The sequence below is a fragment of the Sphingomonas mucosissima genome, assembly GCF_002197665.1.
Taxonomy (GTDB): Bacteria; Pseudomonadota; Alphaproteobacteria; order Sphingomonadales; family Sphingomonadaceae; genus Sphingomonas; species Sphingomonas mucosissima.
Map to the genome: position 1 here is coordinate 255,116 of NZ_NBBJ01000001.1, position 13,356 is coordinate 268,471.

At 64.0% G+C, this 13,356-nt stretch carries 12 protein-coding genes; 8 read left to right on the top strand and 4 right to left on the bottom strand.

All coding sequences use genetic code 11. The features are described from left to right. The first annotated feature begins 2 nt into the window (after window positions 1-2). Both SPMU_RS01200 and SPMU_RS01205 read left to right on the top strand, forming a co-directional pair. Window positions 3-1,307, top strand: a complete 1,305-nt coding sequence (locus tag SPMU_RS01200) for an outer membrane beta-barrel protein (protein ID WP_140418369.1) — start codon at window positions 3-5, stop codon at window positions 1,305-1,307. A gap of 43 nt (window positions 1,308-1,350) precedes the next feature. Then, window positions 1,351-3,483 (top strand): GumC family protein, encoded by a 2,133-nt coding sequence (locus SPMU_RS01205; protein WP_169715603.1) that lies wholly within the window; start codon window positions 1,351-1,353, stop codon window positions 3,481-3,483. Here SPMU_RS01205 and SPMU_RS01210 read toward each other — a convergent pair. Further along, the gene (locus tag SPMU_RS01210) at window positions 3,480-4,388 is read right to left on the bottom strand and encodes a glucosamine inositolphosphorylceramide transferase family protein (RefSeq protein ID WP_211275686.1); all 909 of its coding nucleotides are present in this window, start codon (window positions 4,386-4,388) and stop codon (window positions 3,480-3,482) included. The two genes, SPMU_RS01205 and SPMU_RS01210, sit on opposite strands and share 4 nt — an antisense overlap. Before the next feature lie 285 nt (window positions 4,389-4,673). Between SPMU_RS01210 and SPMU_RS01215 the strand changes: the two genes are divergently transcribed. From SPMU_RS01215 to SPMU_RS01235, 5 genes are read left to right on the top strand one after another with little or no spacing between them, the layout of a single operon-like run. Beyond that, window positions 4,674-5,066 (top strand): glycosyltransferase family protein, encoded by a 393-nt coding sequence (locus tag SPMU_RS01215; RefSeq protein WP_088331145.1) that lies wholly within the window; start codon window positions 4,674-4,676, stop codon window positions 5,064-5,066. Beyond that, complete coding sequence (locus tag SPMU_RS01220) at window positions 5,063-5,572, top strand: glycosyltransferase (protein ID WP_088331147.1); 510 nt, start codon at window positions 5,063-5,065, stop codon at window positions 5,570-5,572. Before SPMU_RS01215 ends, SPMU_RS01220 begins: the two co-directional genes overlap by 4 nt. Continuing rightward, entirely contained in the window at window positions 5,565-6,929 is a 1,365-nt protein-coding gene (locus tag SPMU_RS01225) for an O-antigen ligase family protein (RefSeq protein WP_140418370.1), read from the top strand. The genes SPMU_RS01220 and SPMU_RS01225 overlap by 8 nt, the downstream gene beginning before the upstream one ends. A gap of 38 nt (window positions 6,930-6,967) precedes the next feature. Beyond that, on the top strand, window positions 6,968-8,023 hold the full coding sequence (locus SPMU_RS01230) for a glycosyltransferase family 4 protein (protein ID WP_088331151.1): 1,056 nt from the start codon (window positions 6,968-6,970) through the stop codon (window positions 8,021-8,023). Further along, window positions 8,023-9,111, top strand: coding sequence for a glycosyltransferase family 4 protein (locus SPMU_RS01235; protein WP_088331153.1), 1,089 nt, complete (start codon window positions 8,023-8,025; stop codon window positions 9,109-9,111). The genes SPMU_RS01230 and SPMU_RS01235 overlap by 1 nt, the downstream gene beginning before the upstream one ends. Before the next feature lie 6 nt (window positions 9,112-9,117). Here the strand turns inward: SPMU_RS01235 and SPMU_RS17140 are convergent, their stop codons facing one another. Continuing rightward, window positions 9,118-10,506, bottom strand: coding sequence for a sugar transferase (locus tag SPMU_RS17140; protein WP_245832649.1), 1,389 nt, complete (start codon window positions 10,504-10,506; stop codon window positions 9,118-9,120). A gap of 411 nt (window positions 10,507-10,917) precedes the next feature. Here SPMU_RS17140 and SPMU_RS16805 point away from each other — a divergent pair, with 411 nt between their 5' ends. Continuing rightward, window positions 10,918-11,091 carry a hypothetical protein gene (locus SPMU_RS16805; RefSeq protein WP_169715604.1) on the top strand — a complete coding sequence of 58 codons (174 nt, stop codon included), beginning with the start codon at window positions 10,918-10,920 and terminating at the stop codon, window positions 11,089-11,091. On the opposite strand, the gene SPMU_RS01250 is transcribed toward SPMU_RS16805, so the two are convergent. Then, the gene (locus SPMU_RS01250) at window positions 11,084-12,124 is read right to left on the bottom strand and encodes a class I SAM-dependent methyltransferase (RefSeq protein ID WP_088331157.1); all 1,041 of its coding nucleotides are present in this window, start codon (window positions 12,122-12,124) and stop codon (window positions 11,084-11,086) included. The genes SPMU_RS16805 and SPMU_RS01250 overlap by 8 nt on opposite strands. Window positions 12,125-12,144: 20 nt before the next feature. Then, window positions 12,145-13,188, bottom strand: a complete 1,044-nt coding sequence (locus tag SPMU_RS01255; protein WP_088331159.1) for a hypothetical protein — start codon at window positions 13,186-13,188, stop codon at window positions 12,145-12,147. Between the last annotated feature and the right edge of the window lie 168 nt (window positions 13,189-13,356).

Below are 13,356 nucleotides of genomic sequence, written 5' to 3' on the forward strand. Positions count from 1 at the left end.
CAATGGTGACGGGCACGCACCCGGCATTGGCGCTGGCTGCCGTCGTGGCAGCAGGCGTGCCTATCGTCGCGCGTGCGCAGGACGGCCTGATTGTCCAGCCGGCAGTCCCGCAAGGGTTCGACCGTGATCGGAATGTCAGCGTCAGTGCCCGGCCGCGACCGGCCTACACCCCGACGGGTGTTCACGTTGGTGGCCTGATGTTCTTTCCGCGGCTTCGATCGAGCGCCGGGGCGACCAGCAACGCCTACCTGACGCAGCAGAACGAAACGGAAGCGCCTTACGCCTCGCTGGAGCCATCGCTTCGCGTGGCATCGATCTGGTCGCGACATTCCCTCGAGGTCAACGCCTCCGGACTGCTGCGCAACTACATCGGCGAGAGCCGGCGTAACGAGCGGCGCTGGAATCTCGGGGCGCGGGGCGAAGTGGAACTGGGACGGGCGCTCACCGTCACAGGAGAGGTCGGCGCGTCGCAGAGCTTCGAGAACCAGTTCTCGGGAGAAGTTGCGTCCAATGTAGCGGCGCTGTCGCGCTTCCGGCGCGATTTTGCGTCGCTGCGGACCGAATATACCAGCGGCCGGGTGCGCACGTTCCTGCTCGCTGATTACACCGACTTCCGCTTTGCGCCGGTTAGGCTCAGCGATGGCGCGCTTCGTAGCCAGGAAAACCGCGACCGCAACGTGAGCCGTATCATTGGCCAGTTCGAATATGCGCGCACGCCGAGCGTGTCGCTGTTCGGGCAGCTTGGTTACACCGGCACGACGTTTGACGGCCGCGTGCCCGGGATTGCTGCACTGGATTCGGACACTGGGCGAGCCAACATCGGCCTCAACGTGGATCTCGCCGGCCGGGCCCGCGGAACGATCAGCATTGGCTACAACGTGCGTGATTATCGCACATCCGGGTTCGACACGGTCAACGGGCTGATCGGGGAAGCTCGCTTGGAGCTGTTTCCCACAGAGCGTTTCACGATAAGCACGGCGGCACGCCGCACATCGGAGGATGCGACGTTCGGCAATGTGACGCCCCGGCCGTTCTGGGATAATCGCTTGTCGCTGGGCGGCGATTATGAGCTTCTGAATAACCTGATCCTGTCTGCGAGCGGAGAATACGCCCTGCAGACATCTATCAACGAAGACCGCAACAATTCGACCTATCAGCTCGCCTCGCGCGCCCGTTACCTGATTTCCCGCCGCATGACCCTAGAAGGCTCGCTGAGCTACTCCGAACGGGACTCGCGCGGGCTCCAGGCCGGCACTAATGATGCCGGTGAGGGACGTCTCGAGGCGGGTCTCACCTACCACATGTAGCAACCTTCGAGCCGCACCGGCTCAAGACCGAGGCCAGACGAGAATGGAAGTCAGACACGAAGCCGACGAATATGAGGCGCGCCTGGCCGACGTCATCAGCGTCGTGCGCGATACGATCCGCCGGCGTTGGAAGATCCTGGCGGCGGTGACCGCCGCGGTGTTCCTGACGGGAGTGATCGCCGTATCGTTCATGACGCCGAAATATACATCGACGGCGAAGGTGCGCCTTGATCCCTCGCGCAATCCGCTGGCGAACAATGCGCAGGCGACCCGCGCCGAACTGGCCCCGGAAGCGATCGAGACGGAAGTGACTGCCATTCGTTCGCTCGATCTCGCGCGCTCGATCGTGCGTGCTTATGGGCTTTCCGCAGACCCAGAATTCGTCGAGGAGCTGGATCGCAACAGCGTCAACGTGGTCACCACGGAAGCGCGCGAGAACGCGCTTGCGGCGGCGGTCCTGTCGCACCTGAAGGTCGATCGTGAGAAGCTGACCTATGTTCTCAACGTTCGCTTCACCTCCACGGATTCGCTGAAGGCAGCAAAGCTCGCGAATGCCTTTGCCGACGGCTATATCGAGAGCCGCACGACCAACAAGGTTGGCACGGCAGAGCGGCAGAGCGAGTGGTTCCAGCAGCGGCTGGATGAGCTCGGCAAGCAGGCCAGCGAAGCTGAAGCCCGCGCGGCGGACTTTCGTGCCCGTGCCGGCATTGTCGAAAGCAGCGTCGCTAACAGCACGGTCGGCACGATCAACGACCAGCAGGTGGCGCCGCTCGCGAGCAGCCTTGCGACCGCCGAATCCGATGCGGCGGCTGCGCGGGCGCGGCTCGCCGCAGCGCGCTCGCAGGTTTCGCGGGGTGGACTCGACGCCGTTTCGGAAGTGCTTGGGTCGGCAGTGATCGCCGATCTGCGCCGCCAGCGCGCCGAGGTGGTGCGCAGCCGCGGCGAGGTCGAGGCGCGCTATGGCGATCGCCACCCGGAGAGCATCCGGGTCCGCGATCAGCTTGTTGCCCTTGACTCGCAGATCGACGCGGAAGCTCGGCGGGTGGTCGGCTCGTTGCAGGCCAGTGCATCTGCTGCCGAAGCACGCTCAGCGAGCCTGCGCCAATCCCTGAACCAACTGGAACGGGAGCGCGAAACCAGCGCCCGCGATTCGGTAGCAGCCGCAAGCCTGGAGCGCGAGGCGGCGGCGAAGCGCGCCTTGTATGACAAGATGTCGCAGATGTCGCTGGAGAGCGCGCAGGCGGCGCGCCTGTCGATCGCCCAGGCCGAGGTGATCGATCGCGCGGAGCCGCAGCCGCGACCAACTTCGCCCAACAAGCCGCTGCTCTATGCCCTGTCACTCCTTGTCGCGCTGGCGGCGGGCGCGGGCACGATCGCGGTCATGGAAATGACCAGCGGCGGGTTCCGCTCGGTCGAAGAGGTGCAGGACCAGCTCGGCATCCCGGTGCTCGCCGTGGTGCCAAAGGTGCCCAAGGGCCAGAATCCGGCCGATCTGATGCTGGAGCGGCCCACTTCCATGTTCGCGGAATCCTACCGGATCGCGCGCGCGGCGGTGCTTGGGGTCAAGGGGACGCGGTCGCCCAAGGTGATCGCGATCACTTCCTCGTTGCCGGCGGAGGGCAAGACGACGTCTGCCGTGGCCTTCGCCCGTACGTTAGCGACGGCTGGCGCGAAGACGCTGCTGGTAGAGTGCGACATCCGCCGTGCCGCCGTGCGCCAGATCGTGCGCACGCCGGTGCCCGCCGTCGGCTTGGTGGAAGTGCTGCATGGCGAGGCAAGCGTCGACGAGGCAATCCATCCCGGCGACGTACCCAACCTGGACCAGCTCCTCGTGCTCAGCCCGTATTTCTCGGCAGAGAATCTGTTCGGCGAGGGCCGCATGGAGCAGCTGCTGGGCACGTTGCGCGAGCGCTATGACCAGATCGTGCTCGATCTGCCCCCGCTGATGGGCCTGGCCGACGGCCGCTTCCTTGCGGTGCTCGCAGACGCCACGACGCTGGTGATCAAGTGGAACGCGACGCCGGTCTCAGCGGCAATTTCTTCGCTGAACTGGCTGCGCAGCGATGGCAGCAACCCGGTTGGCGCTCTTTACACCCAGGTCGATCCCGCGGCGCAGGCAGTGGGCGGCCTTTATTACTATTCCAAGCAATATTCGGATTATTACCAGGCGAACTAAGCGCCCGTATGCGCGCGCCTGCGCCGGAGCCAGCGCTCCGGCCAGGCCGCCAGCGCAGAGGCCGAGAAGCGCATCTGCTTCACATCGACCAGCGATACGTCGCCAGCTTCCGACAATGTGTGGCAACCATCGGTGAACGGTGCCGCAGAGATAGGTGCGGCGAGCGTGCTCGCGACCGCCGTCACCGTGCGCGATGGTGTCAACACATCGAAACGGAGCAGGCGCAGTCCCGTGCCATAGCTCCCGTCGCAGCGCTGAACGGGCAGGTGCACCTTGCCCTCGATCACGACCGGCGTTCCGCCGGGGCGCAGTCCTGCTGCATCAACAAGGATCGGATTGGCGGGGTGAGGCTGCCATGGCCCCTCCAGGCGATCCGCATAGGCGCCGCACAGGCTGGTCAGTCGACCCTCGGGCGGATCGGCCGGTGCGTAGAACAGCCACCACAATCCCTCGTGGCGAATCAGCGAAGCATCGAGCGGCACATGATCAAGCACGATCCGTCGCGCGCGTTCCCAGCCGAAGGGGAAGTCGGTCGCGCGATAGAGCCACAACGAACCAGATTCATGGGCCTCCGGTAGCATCCAGGTTTCCCCGTCCGCTTCAAAGACGAACGGGTAGGAAAGGTGCCACGGCTCGCGAAGGACCGCTTGTTGGTCAATGATCGCAAGGTTGGCATCCAGCACCAGAACCTCGATATGGCCAACACCCGTGCGATAGCTGAAGCTTTCGGCGAAGACATGGAGGCGGCCATCGCGCCACAGGCCGAAGGGATCAGCCAGATAGTGCAGGCTGGAACGGTTCGGGAGCCAGCGTACAGGAACGTGATCCAAGGTGCCCGCACCGGCGATGCTTCGGATGTCCGCCGCAACTACGCCGCAGCGCCAAAAATCCTTTACTAACTGCATTGTAGGTATCCTGCGCTCGATGGAGCCTCGCCCTTTCAACGCCAGCCCGCATGTGGCCAGACGCTGGAGGCAAGCGCCGTAACTCGTGCTGCCGCGCTTGCGATAGGCTGATCGCTCGCGTACCCAAGGGAAGCTTAGTTTGCCCTGAAAGTGTGTCGAGGGGTGATCGTTATTCGGGTGCCGCGGCGCCGGTCGAGGGCAGAAGTACGGTCGGTGTGGAGTAGGCGATCATCCCAGTTCACGGTTCTCGCGATCGCATCAGGCGGCGGGCATTGGGAGGAGCTGATGTTGCTGCGCCCGGCATTCGACGAAGGGTGCGTGGTTTTCGCCACCACCAACCGCGAGCTTGCCGTTCGCGACGGTGTGGATGGAGTGCATCTGCTGCCGGACGCAAACCGGGATGAGCCGATGCGCGCCTTAGCCTCGATGATCGCCTCCGCGCGCCTGATGCGGCGGGTGCGGCCGCATGTCGTGGTGACGACTGGCGCACTGCCCGGCCTGTTCTGTCTCATCTTTGGGCGGCTGTTGGGTGCCCGGACGATCTGGATCGACAGTATCGCCGCGTCCGACCGCCCATCGCTCAGCGGCGCCCTTGCCCGCCCGTTTGCGACCCGATGGTACACGCAATGGGAGCATCTTCAGTCTCCAGGGCGCGACTATGAGGGCGCGCTCCTGTGATTTTGGTGACGGTTGGGACGCAATTACCCTTCGACCGCTTCGTCAAGATCATGGATCACCTAGCGCCGACACTGGATGAGGAGGTATTCGCGCAGACAGGGCGCGGCCATTATCAGCCGGTGCATATGCGCTCACAGCAAGTGATCGGGCCGATCGAGTTCGAGCGCCTGATCCAGCAATGCTCACGCATTATTTCCCATGCCGGCATCGGCACGATTGTGATGGCGCAAAAGCATCGAAAGCCGCTGATCCTGTTCCCGCGTCTCGGTGCGCTGGATGAGCATCGCAACGATCACCAGCTCGCAACCGTGCGTGCATTGCGCGGCCGCCCCGGCATTCACTGCGCGTGCAACGAGGCAGAACTGGAGGCGCTGGTGGCCGCGCACTTGCCAACGCCCGAGCCGGTAAGCGACCTTCCGGAGCGGGACCGCTTGCGCCGCGCGGTCGCGGGCTTCATCGGGGAGCAGCACCGCTTGTTCGACGCAAAGGACTCACGTCTTGTCTGACGCCGTTCAACCGCCGAAGTCCGATACCCCGATGCTGACGCGCCGCCGGCGAAAGCCGCTGAACGCGCGCACGGCCGAGGCTGCTGCCTGGACGGACTGGATCGCGACGGCGGGGTTCACCGCGCTGCTGGCACTGACCATCCTCGGTCCTTCCATGACCAGCGAAAATTATGGGCTGCAGAGCCAGATCCGCATGGTTGGTTATCTGCTGATTTCGCTTGCGGCGTTGGTTGCGTTGGAGCCGTGGCGGCGGCCGGAGCGGCTGCTGGTAGTGCCATGGCCGCTGCTGGTCGCGCTGGGCTGGTGCTGGTTCAGCCTCACGTGGGCAATTGAGCCGTCGGTCGGGCTGCGGCGGCTGGTGCTCACGTCGCTGGTATTGTGGTCCACGTTCGCGCTGGTGCGGAAGCTTGATCTCGAGCGTTCTATTCTGCTGGTTCGCGGCGTGTTGGTGATCACGTTGGTGGTGAACTTTGTGGTCGCGCTGACCAATCCGGCGGTGGGTGTCCACGCGGTGAACCCGAATGGCTTTGAGAGTGATCTAAGCGGCGATTGGCGCGGCATCATGATCCAGAAGAACTATGCCGGCCTCACCTGCGCCATGACGATCATGCTGTTCGCCTTTCATGCCGAACGAATGCATCTTGCTCTGAGGGCGGCCGTGATCGTTGCAAGCGCGGTGTTTCTCTACCTTTCGGACTCGCAGACGTCGCAGATCATGGTCGTGGTGAGCCTGATCGTCGGAGGCATCTTCACGTGGCTGGCACAAACCAAGGGTCGCGAGCGGCTTGCCCCGGCTGGGCTGGCGTGGGTGCTACTTGTAATCCCCGCCGTTCTGTTCGTGAGCATGGCGATCGACAACACGCCTTATTTGGAAATGCTGACCGATCCGGCGGGCTTCACTGGCCGAACCCAGATCTGGACCGCGCTGGTCCGCTTCTACGCCGATTACCCGTTATTTGGCGCTGGCTATGGCTCCTTCTGGGATCTCGGGCCGACCGGGCCGATCTTCCAGTACGCCAAGGGCTGGGTGACGGAGATCAGCCAGGGGCATAACGGTTATCTCGATCTGCTGGTCCAGATCGGCCTTCCCGGCACGCTGCTGGTGCTGTTTGCCACCTTGGTTTGGCCGACCCAGCGCTTGCTCCGCGGTGGCGATCATCCGGTGAGGCCGCTCGCTGCGGCCGCGTTCGTCTTCTGCCTTGGCCATAACCTCACCGAGTCCATGCTGTTCGATCGCGATTCGCTGAGCCAGGTGTTCCTGCTGATCGCGCTCGCCTGGTTGTGGGTGGCGAGTGCCAGCGATGTGGCGGGCGCGCCGGGACCACGGGTGAGCTTGCCGCTAGGTCGGCGGCCCTGAGCCGGGACGGACAGGCGGGGGCGGCGAGGGTGCGTCGCATGCTGGTGTTGGGCGGCTCGCGTGCGCATCGGGGCGGGCTGGAATCCTTTTGCTCGCGCGCGGCCGAAGCGGTGAATGCAGCCGACGCCGGTTGGGCTGCGGAGTGGCAGACGACGGACACGGCCTATCTGACCGCGCGACATTTGCCGCGCGCTGCCAGTCGTCTGGCCGTCCTGCGCCGGGCTGCCCGCGCGAATGTCGATCTCGTCTGGCTGCAATGGAGCGCCATGGCTGACCTCGCGTTCCTCTGGCAGGCGCGAGCGCTCGGCCTGCCGGTGATGGTCACGCCGCATCTTGGCGCCAATGCTCGGTTGCAACGCGTGCCCGCGCTGCGACGCGCCTGCGTCGCGTTGCTCAAGGGGGCGGATCGGCTGGCGCTGCTGTTTGCCGGACAGGAGGCGGAGATTGCACTGCCGGCCCGGGTGCCGCGCTCGCTAATCCGCACCTTCCTGCCGCCAGCCTGCCTGCGGACACCTCTTCTCGATCGCAGCGGCACGACGCTGCGGCTGGTCCATGCCGGCCGCCTGTCGGAGGGGAAGGGCACGTTCCGCACCGTGGCGCTCTGCGCCGCATTGCGCGCCCGCGGGGTCGCGGTCTCGGCCCGCATCATTGGACGTTCCGATGCCGCCACCATGGCGGCACTCCGCGCCGCGATCGCAGCACAAGGTCTCAACGACACCATCGAGCTGATCGAGTGGGTGGATGAGGCCGAACTCCTCCGCCTTCTGGGGGGAGCGGACGTCCTGGCTCACCTTTCGACGCTGGATAGTTTCCCGCTGATCGTGCTGGAAGCGATGGCAATGGGTGTCGTGCCGGTCGTCGGGGAGATGGCTGGAGCCCGTTCGATGGTGGCGCTGCACGGCGGCTACGTCGCGCGGGAAAGTGCCGCTGAGGACGCGGCGGCCTGGTTGGTCGACAAATTGGGCGACGCCCTTCGTGCGCAAGGCGCGGCTGCGGCGCAGTCGGTGCGGTCGGCATACGGCTGGCAGGCCTGCGCGGAGCAGGTGATCTTGGCCGCAAACGCCACCTTGGGGCAGAGCGGGCGCGATCGCTGATGTCGCAGCCCCGCCGCATCATGATGGTCGCGCCGCATTTTGAGGAATATGCGCTTTTCCTGTCGGTGGCGCTGGCGGGTCATGCGGATGTTCTGTTAATCGTCAACACGGCGGTCCTGGAGGCCGAGTTTGTCGGACGCGTGATGCCGACCCACCCGCGTTTGGATGTGCGCCACAGTGCATTCGCCTCGGCAGCAGAGTTGGTGCGTCTGATCGCTGCCATGCGCCGCTTCCGGCCCGATGTATTGCATTGGCAAGAGCCCTCAGGCCTGATCAAGGCGGCGTTCGCGGCAGTGACCGTCGTGACGGCCGGCCGGTCGGCGAGAACCGCGGTAACCGTTCACGATCCCGTGCCGCACGCGGGGCGTGACTCCCGCGTTGCCGCCCGTCTGGCGCGTCTACGCCGTTTCACGCGTGCGCGGGTCGACCGGCTCTTCTTGCACGGGCAGGCCTGTGTGGATCAGTATCAGCGTGATTATCTTCGATCGGTTCGGCCGGATCGGCGCGTTCGGTTGACCGAGCACGGCATTCTCCTGCCGCCGCCTGAGCCTCGCCCGAGCCCACCTGCGTTCCGCGCGCTCATGTTCGGGCGAATGGAAGCCTACAAGGGGCTGGATACACTGGCCGCTGCCTTGGAGCGCCTGTCTGATGACGGGCGCGACATCGAGATCGAGATCGCCGGCCTCGGGCCCGAGATGGATCGGCTGGAGGCGCGACTGCGTCCGCTTCCTGGGGTGACGGCCACGAACATGTTCGTTCCAGCCGTGTCCCTGATCGATCGCATCAGCGCAGCAAGCTGCGTCGTGCTGCCCTACAAGGAGGCAAGCCAAAGCGGTGTTCTGGCCGCTGCCTTCGCCGGCGGCCGGTTTGTGATCGCCTCGAATGTGGGCGGGCTTGTTGATCTGGTGGACCATGGCAGCAACGGGCTGCTGGTCCCGCCTGATGATCCCGCGGCGCTTGCCGCAGCGCTGACGCAGGCCGCGACAGACCCAGCGCTGCGGGAGCGGTTAAGCGAAGGAGCAGCGCGAACTGCCGCACGTCGCCTGGATTGGCGCCGCATCGCGGTGCAACTGCTGTCGGATTATTGAGCGCATTCAGAAGGCGTTGCGGTGAACCACAACCTTCAGGGTCGCCACCAGGATCATCACGTCCCGCATCAGGCTCCAGCCGTTCACATACTCGAGGTCAGCGTCCAGCCGGTTGACGAGATCTTCCCGGCGATGGGTCGCCCCGCGAAAGCCGCGCACCTGGGCTAGTCCGGTCAAGCCCGGCTTGCAGACGTGCCGATGGTGATAGCGCTGGTCGACTTCCCAGAAGAGCTTGTCGCCGGCGAGCGAGCCGATGGCATGAGGCCGCGGGCCAACGAAGCTCATGTCCCCCTTCAGAATGTTGAGCAGCTGGGGAAGCTCGTCGATGCTGGTGGCACGGATGAACTTGCCCACGCGCGTAATGCGAGCATCGTCGCGCAGGGTCGAAACGTTGCCGTCGCTGTCGCAGTCGGACTGCCGCATGCTCCGGAACTTGTACATGGCGAACAGGTGATTGCCCTTTCCGACGCGCGTTTGCACGAAAAGGATCGGGCCGCGGCTGTCCAGCTTCACCGCGAATGCGACCACCAGGAGCAATGGCGCGAGAAAGATCAGCGCCGGCACGGCAATCAACAAATCCAGCATGCGCTTCAGAATGCGTTCGCGCAGCTTCAGTCCGCCGGCGGAAACCAAGACTGATGCGATCCCGGCGAAATGCTTGTTGCCGATCACGCCGATGGTATCCAGCTCGGGTATCAGAAGCTGTGCTTGAACGCTGGTGCCCTTCAGCACCGTTGCCCAATTTGCCCGCCTGGCAGGAGGGCAGGCGACATATACCTCGTCAACGCCCTTGAGCTGACGGGCGAGCCGATCGAGCGCGAGCGGGTGAATGGTCGTCTCCGTCGATTCCACGGGTTCGCTCGAGACGATCTTGAGCCCCGGCGGGAGCGGAATGTTCACGCCATCGATGATCAGCATTCGGCTGAGCGCTGCGCCGCGAAACACGCGCTCGCTCCAAACGCCGATTATGCTGCGCACAAGAAGTAGCAGCGTCGCTGAGCCCACAAAGCTGAAGATCGTGCTGAGCCGCGAGATCGGTGACACCTCCTTCAGAAGAAAGGCGACAAAGATCGTTGTGAGGAACGCTGTCAGCAGCTTGGCACAGGCGATCCAGGCGGAAGAGCGCCACCGTTCCAGTGTAGTGGCGGAATAAGCACGTGAACCCAGCAGCAGGTAAATCGGCAGTACTGCCGCGAGCAGGGCGAAACTTTCCGACGGAAGTTCACGAAGGTCGGCAATCCAGCGGCCAATCGTGAAGCCAGTTCCAAGCGAAAACATATCGCCAGCAACGAGTGCAGCGTAAAAGCGAAGCCGCATCGCACGCTTGTCCTCACTGGGGGACGTATCATTTTCGACCGGCGTTAGCCAATTCTGTGACGAAAACATTTCGGACATGAATGTTACATGCCCTCCCTTTGCTGATTCCCGCGAAGCGTTCTTTGAGCGACGTCGTTGAACCTGTGCCCCCCCGGGCGCCAGCCTCTTCTCGCTGAAGTATTGCATTACGTCACGCCGCAATCCGGTCAAGTACGAAACGCATCCCCCATAATGCTGCAAATGAACGTGGCCGTGCCTTTCCTGAACGTCAGTGGAACGAAGTGTTTGTTAAAGCGTATTGACAAGACAAGAAGGGCGTAAACCCAGATGGTTGGAGAGGGTGGCGTGCGGCGACTTGCAATGCACCGCTGGATTCAGGCGATCTCGGGCAAGCAGCACTGCACATTGACGGGCGAAAAATTCTCGGCGGACTTCAACCGCCGATGCTGAATCGCTCCTAGATGAGGATGGGATTGCGGAGCGATGTTGATGGTGAAGGATAAGCAGCAGGTCCGTTTCGCGGTGTCTTATACCGACGAGGACCAGCGCTTTGCACGGTCCCGGCTTACGTCCGAACGAGCCGTGGACACGTCTCGTCTCGGAATCTGGCTCGGCCTTGCCACCATGCTTTGGCTACTGATCGCGCTAGCCGCCTTTATCTGACCTTGGTTTGCGACGGGCGCTGTAACAGCGCGCGTCGCACTTCCGTGTCGCGCTTCAGGGTTCGCATGGCTTTCTTGAGACCGGGCTGATCTCCGTAATACGCCAGCAGGTCATCGATTCCGATCGGGCGTTCCCGCTTCCGGCCGAAGATGAACATGCCGACCGACGCGTCGAGTGCCCGGCGGTCGCCGCAGAGGTAATCGAGCAGCCGGATCCAGACGAAGGGAAAGGCGGCGATCTGCCCGAGCTTCGTGCTGCGCAGGAGCGACTGGAACAAGTACCGGATCGCCAGCACGGTCATCGTGCCCGGCCCTGTGGACTGGCCGGCGGCGAGCACGTCAAAGTCTCGAAACAGCCAACGCAGCCCGCTGGGCGACCAGCGATTGAAGTCATACGCCTGTTCGCAGACCGGCCACATGAAGGCCGTATCGGTGAACATCAGGCCGTCCGGCTTCAGGATACGGCTGGCTTCCGCCACCACCTGCCGAGGATCGACCACCAGTTCCAGCACGCCCTGAATCCACACGCCGTCGGCAACCCCGTCGCGCAGCGGGATGCTGTGAGCATCGGCGACAAAGGTGATGTTGGGCGACGCGTATATGTCGAACGCAACGACATCGACGTCGGCGCTTGCGTATAGCGGCTCGGATCCGTGCCCGATCTCTCCCGCCCCCATCACCACGATCACCGGTCTGCGCGCTGACCGGCGCTGGCGCACGCCCTCCACCATCAAGTCGGCGAGCGTTGATGCATAACGGTTCGAACCGTCGATCACGCGGCTGAGCAGCACACGCCATTGTCCGCGACCAACCACGCTGGTGGCCCCGCTGGCGAGGGTGGTTTCACGATCGAGGACGCTGTTCTCGAAGTCAATCAGGACGTCTTTTCCGCCAAGCCGCGGGTAGGGTGCCTGATGGTAGGCGCAACTTGGCTCCTCGCAGCGCAATTGCTCGCCCGTGCTTACACGAAGCGAGCCCCGGCAAATCGGGCACGCCAAGAGGTCCGCGATCACGGACGTGTCTTCGACCAGCATCTATCAGTTCCGTTCAGGGTTCAGCACGAGGGCCTCTGCGGTGCGAGCTGCAAGAGCCCGTTTTCCAGCGCCTCGATGATCACGCGGCCAGCGATGGTGCGAACGTGAAGCCGTTGGTCCGCATCCAGTTCGCCTACCGCATCGGCCGACACATGGTCGATTGCTTTGGGTGGAAAGAGCTCTTGCCAGGACGTGCCGAAATTGCGCTCGGCAAACGCGTCGTTGCTGCTTCGGTAAATGGCGCGCACGTGCTCCGCCAGCTCATCATCAAAGCCGTTGAACCGCGCCGGCGAAAGCTCGGCGGCATGCTCCCTGATCATCGACGCCAGCCTTGTTCGGACATGGATCGGCAGTGTGCCGGTCGGCCCGGCGACAGATGCGCGGACCTGCTCGGCGACCAGCAGCGCGAGCGCCCCAACGGTAGGATTGGTCTCGATGCGCTCCAGCGTGGTGACGTTCGCCAAGCCATTGAGGCAGGGCAGGGATGTCATGGCGGCCACGATCCCGACGTCACGCACGCGCTTGTCAAAGGGGAGCGTTTCGAAACCGAAGCCAGCCTCGCGATAATGCTGTTCGAGGAAGTCCCAGTTCCCGCTGCGCGGGCCAAGCTTGCCGGTCGCCATATAGTTGCGAAAGCGCGGCAGCGGCGTCAGCATTTCGCGGGCCTGAGCGTAGCAGGAATTTCGCCACTCAACCTGATCCCGCACGACCAGGACCGCCGTCGCATGATCGCTGTAGTCGGCAAGCGAGCGGTGCAGGCGCGTCATGTGGGGCAGGAAGCGCAGCGTCGTCATCATTTCCGCCGACAAAATTACCGCCGCGTCGGGGCGGGACTCCAACTCTTTGTCGAACAACCGCAAAAGGTGCGCAGACCGATCCTTATCCTCGATCGCAGCGCCGAGCGCGCTGACCAAAGCAGCGTGATTGCCCAGAGCCGTGGCCCCTGCTTCGGGGTAGAGAAAGCCGGCGTCGAGCAAAGCGGCACGGTTGCGGACGGCCCATTCTTGAAAAGCCGACGTACCTGTCTTGTGCGCGCCCACGTGAACGATGAACCGCCGCGACATTCCTTGTTTCCCCCGCCGGCATGATTGCGACGCCCCTGCCGCGCGGCCATTTGCTTCAAATCGGCTTTATCTGCAACAGGAGGCTCGGTAATGCTTTGTTGCCAAGGCTCTTGCCCGATCCGGGCTGCGTTAGCCACGAGGCGGGCTCGCCGGTCCGCATGAGGAGCA

Excerpts from the sequence above, each read along its gene's own strand:
- SPMU_RS01200 (WP_140418369.1), top strand. The coding sequence starts at position 3 with ATGGTGACGGGCACGCACCCGGCATTGGCGCTGGCTGCCGTCGTGGCA.
- SPMU_RS01205 (WP_169715603.1), top strand. The coding sequence starts at position 1,351 with ATGGAAGTCAGACACGAAGCCGACGAATATGAGGCGCGCCTGGCCGAC.
- SPMU_RS01210 (WP_211275686.1), bottom strand. The coding sequence starts at position 4,388 with ATGCAGTTAGTAAAGGATTTTTGGCGCTGCGGCGTAGTTGCGGCGGAC.
- SPMU_RS01215 (WP_088331145.1), top strand. The coding sequence starts at position 4,674 with ATGTTGCTGCGCCCGGCATTCGACGAAGGGTGCGTGGTTTTCGCCACC.
- SPMU_RS01230 (WP_088331151.1), top strand. The coding sequence starts at position 6,968 with ATGCTGGTGTTGGGCGGCTCGCGTGCGCATCGGGGCGGGCTGGAATCC.
- SPMU_RS01235 (WP_088331153.1), top strand. The coding sequence starts at position 8,023 with ATGTCGCAGCCCCGCCGCATCATGATGGTCGCGCCGCATTTTGAGGAA.
- SPMU_RS17140 (WP_245832649.1), bottom strand. The coding sequence starts at position 10,506 with ATGTCCGAAATGTTTTCGTCACAGAATTGGCTAACGCCGGTCGAAAAT.
- SPMU_RS16805 (WP_169715604.1), top strand. The coding sequence starts at position 10,918 with ATGGTGAAGGATAAGCAGCAGGTCCGTTTCGCGGTGTCTTATACCGAC.
- SPMU_RS01250 (WP_088331157.1), bottom strand. The coding sequence starts at position 12,124 with ATGCTGGTCGAAGACACGTCCGTGATCGCGGACCTCTTGGCGTGCCCG.
- SPMU_RS01255 (WP_088331159.1), bottom strand. The coding sequence starts at position 13,188 with ATGTCGCGGCGGTTCATCGTTCACGTGGGCGCGCACAAGACAGGTACG.